The sequence below is a fragment of the Streptomyces lancefieldiae genome (assembly GCF_031845825.1).
Lineage (GTDB): Bacteria > Actinomycetota > Actinomycetes > Streptomycetales > Streptomycetaceae > Streptomyces > Streptomyces lancefieldiae.
On sequence record NZ_JAVRFH010000156.1, the window covers coordinates 1 to 3,398 of the forward strand.

The following is a 3,398-nucleotide window of genomic DNA, read 5'->3' on the forward strand; positions in this document are numbered from 1 at the left end:
CCGCGTACGCACGCGCGCCCGGTTCGCCGGACGCGTCGTCACCGCCGGCAGAAGCGTCGATCGCCTGCTCGAACAGACGGATCCGAACATCCACCACGGCGAGGCCATGACCTGCGTGTGGCAGCGGGAGACGGCCGCCTGCCGCAAGGCACGCCTTGAAGCCGGACTGCTCGCTGAAGACGGCCCCAACGAGGCGGAGTGCTGGTCGAGTTGCAGCAATCTCGTCTACACGGACCGGAACATCGACGTACAGAGGCGTCTACAGCAGCAGTGGGAGAAGGTGGCAGCCGACCAGCTCAGCCCACGTCCCCGGCGCGACCGAGCAGCCGCGCTCGCTGAGCGCAGCCGAACGATCATCGAAGCCCATCAAGCGCGACCCATTCCGACAACATCAACGACGAAGGAGCGGTGATGGGACGCCGACCACGCGACCAGGAAGCCGACCGAGCCGCGATCCAAGCCGCAGCCGAACGGCTCCTCGCCGGGACCCCGTTGCGCTCGCGGTCCGGACGACTGACCGCATCGGAGCTGATCACCGAGTGCGACCTGCGGCGCGACATCGTGTACCGGCACACCGATCTGGTCCAGGACTTTCAAGCTCGCGCGAAGGCCCAGGACTCGACCCCGACCGCGATGCAGGAACTCGCTGACGAGAACCGGACACTCAAGGCCGAGGCCGACGACTTGAGGGACGAGCTCCGCCAGGAGCGGGCGCGAACCAAGACCATGCGGATGATCATCGCGGAGCTCTCTCTCGAACTGGAACAAGTCAAGGCCGAACTCGAGGGCGCCTCGGGCATCGCCCGGCTGCCGGACCGGCGATGACCCCGAGACCTACGCGGTGTCGCTCCCGTCGTTGTGAAGGGCAGCACACTCGCTGCGGTGCTGCACTTTTGCGCCAACATTCAGGACTTTCCCTACCGTCCGAACCGCGCCTACAACGAACTCGACAAGGCGATCAGGCGCCGGGTGGGGACGGCGATCGCAAGCTCTGCAGAACGTCGTGCCCTCAGCGGACGACTCCGGTCCGACGGCGGTGGTCTACCTGGACGGCAAGATCACCGCCAAGGACGCTACGGCGTAGATCCGCCGTCCATCGTCCGCGTAGCGCCCACGTCAGGCGACATGGCGTTGACCGCGCTGTTTGGGTTCACAGGGACGCCGGACGGGGGCCAGACGAAGGGGCCGCGGTCCGTGGCCGGGTGCGGCAGTCATCGCACAGGCAGCGCATCCACGTGAAGGCGCCGTCTCCGCGGAAGCGGATGCGGCCCCGGGCTCCGCAGTCCTCACAAGTGTGTTCGGAGGCGATCACGATGGCGGCGTCGGTGAGCGCGGTGGTCCGGTCGGCGAACTCGCCGTCGAACTCGCCATCCACGAAGTGGCCGGCGACGGTGACGTGCAGTCCGCCGAGTTTCGTGGTGAACTCCTCGATCCGGTAACGGTAAGCGGGGTCGAGCGCGCTCTGGTCGCGGTGGAGCTGATCGAGCAGTGCGGCTCAGCCCCGGCCCGACGGTGGAGACCCAGGCGGGAATCTGCCGCTCGGCGGTGGGGGCGTGTTCCGTCGTCAAAATCCACCTGCTTGCCACCTGCGATTACGCCCGCGGCCTGGTCCTGGCGCAGCTCGACGTGGGCGAGGAGACGAACGAGATCGCCTGTTCCCGGTCGCTGATGGAGACCACCGCCGACTTGGCGCGCGGGTCGTGAACAGCGACGCGATGCACCCTGGCATGAGTACGCCAACTGCCTGCTCAGCCGTGGCTATTCCGGTTGACCCCATTGTGTGCAGGTAGTGACCGCACAACTGGCGTATCCATGCCCTCGCGTCGGGCTTTCCGTCGAAACCGGTAACTGTTCCAACCTTCGTTGAGAAGGACCTGTCGTTTCCATGCCCTCGCGTCGGGCTTTCCGTTGGAACGTGGATCGTCCGAACAGGAGCTAATCCTCCTACGATTCCATGCCCTCGTGTCGGGATTTCCGTTGGAAACCTTCCCCTAATCGGGTGCTCCTGACCTGCCGCGATGATGCCCGTTGCGCAGGATGGGATGCCAGCGGTTCGAGAGGGGTGTGGCGTGGATCACTTGTGGGCCCCGTAGGGGTGCTGAGCTGCGGCAACGCCTCGCGCGGGAATACGGGGGTCGGAGTATCTCGCGGGTAAGAGCGGTGACGGTCCTTTCGGCGCGGTCGCTGCTGCGGCACGCGCCGCGTGCTCCGAGAGCCTCGGAGCGGCTTGCAACCGTACTCGTGCGTGGGGTAGTTGTGTGATCTGACGATGCGTCGTGTGTGAGTGGTGGGGGAGTCGTCCACATGGCCGAGGCTGCGTCCGTGCACTTGGTAGTGCTGGAAGCGTGGAACATCACGCGCTTCCTCTCCGTGACCAATAAGCGCCGGGAGATCGCGGGTGCCTCCGAGCTGATCACGTACCTCGACTGCCGCTGGGTGGGGGAGGCTCTCGGGCGTCTTCACCCCGGTTTCATCCCGGAGTGGCGGATCGAGACGCACCCGGTCGAGTTGCTGGAGACCGGCGCCGGCGCCGCCAAGATCCTGGTGTGGGGCGCGGAGCAGGCTCGCGCTCTGGTGACCGATGTGACGTTGGCGGCGCTTCGGCAGGCACCAGGGCTGGAGGTGACCGGGGTGGTCGGGGAGCCTTTCGACTGGGGCACGCCTGGTGCGCTGCACGAGGCGTTGCGTGAGGCCCAGCGTGCGCTGGAGCCGGTCCGTACCTCCCTGCCTGGTCCGGATGCCCGGTTCCTGCGGCTGCCGATGGTCGACGAGTGCGCTTCCACCGGTCTGCCCGCCGCGACCCTCAGCCGTCTGCATCCTGGTGAGCGGGAGCCACGTTCGGCGGAGAGCCTCGCCAAGTGGCGGGCATACGGCAAGGAGGGCGAGGACGACGGGCTGGGTCGGCTCGCGGCGTTGGCGGGTACCGAGCCGCGGGCGCTCAAGCGCGTCGTACGGCATCTGGCGGAGAAGGCGGAGTGGGTCGGGGTCGTCTACGCCGACGGCAACGGCCTGGGCGATGTGTTCGGCCGCTTGGACGCCTGCGTCACCGATCCCGGTAACCGCTGCTACGCCGACACCCTCCGTTCGTTCTCAGCAGCCGTGCAGGATGCTGCGCGGGCGGCGTTCGCGGAGGCGGTGGACGGCCTGCGGGAGCAGGGCGCGGGCCTGGGGCAGGGGGCCGAGGGGCCGGTCCCGGTGCTGCCGTTGATCTTGGGCGGTGACGACCTGGTGGTGGTCTGCGAGGGCTCGTGGGCGCTGCCGTTCACCACCGCGTACCTACGCGCGTTCGAACGGCACACGGCCGGTTCCCCGCAGATCGCCGGCGCGCTGGCACGCAGGGGAAAAGGCCCGGGGCTGTCAGCCTGTGCGGGGGTGGCGATCGTCAAGGCGCACTTCCC

Annotated in this window: 3 protein-coding genes and 1 pseudogene; all 4 read left to right on the top strand. The window is 67.9% G+C overall.

All coding sequences use genetic code 11. The annotated features are described in order from the left end of the window. Positions 1 to 412: pseudogene (locus tag RM812_RS41065) on the top strand (site-specific integrase); the annotation flags it as partial. Next, the gene (locus RM812_RS41070; RefSeq protein ID WP_311585964.1) at positions 412 to 825 is read left to right on the top strand and encodes a hypothetical protein; all 414 of its coding nucleotides are present in this window, start codon (positions 412 to 414) and stop codon (positions 823 to 825) included. The pseudogene RM812_RS41065 and the gene RM812_RS41070, both read left to right, overlap by 1 nt. Positions 826 to 1,488: 663 nt before the next feature. Next, complete coding sequence (locus RM812_RS41075; RefSeq protein ID WP_311585966.1) at positions 1,489 to 1,704, top strand: hypothetical protein; 216 nt, start codon at positions 1,489 to 1,491, stop codon at positions 1,702 to 1,704. Positions 1,705 to 2,322: 618 nt separating this feature from the next. Continuing rightward, a partial coding sequence (locus tag RM812_RS41080; protein WP_311585968.1) for a hypothetical protein occupies positions 2,323 to 3,398 on the top strand: 1,076 nt, incomplete at its 3' end.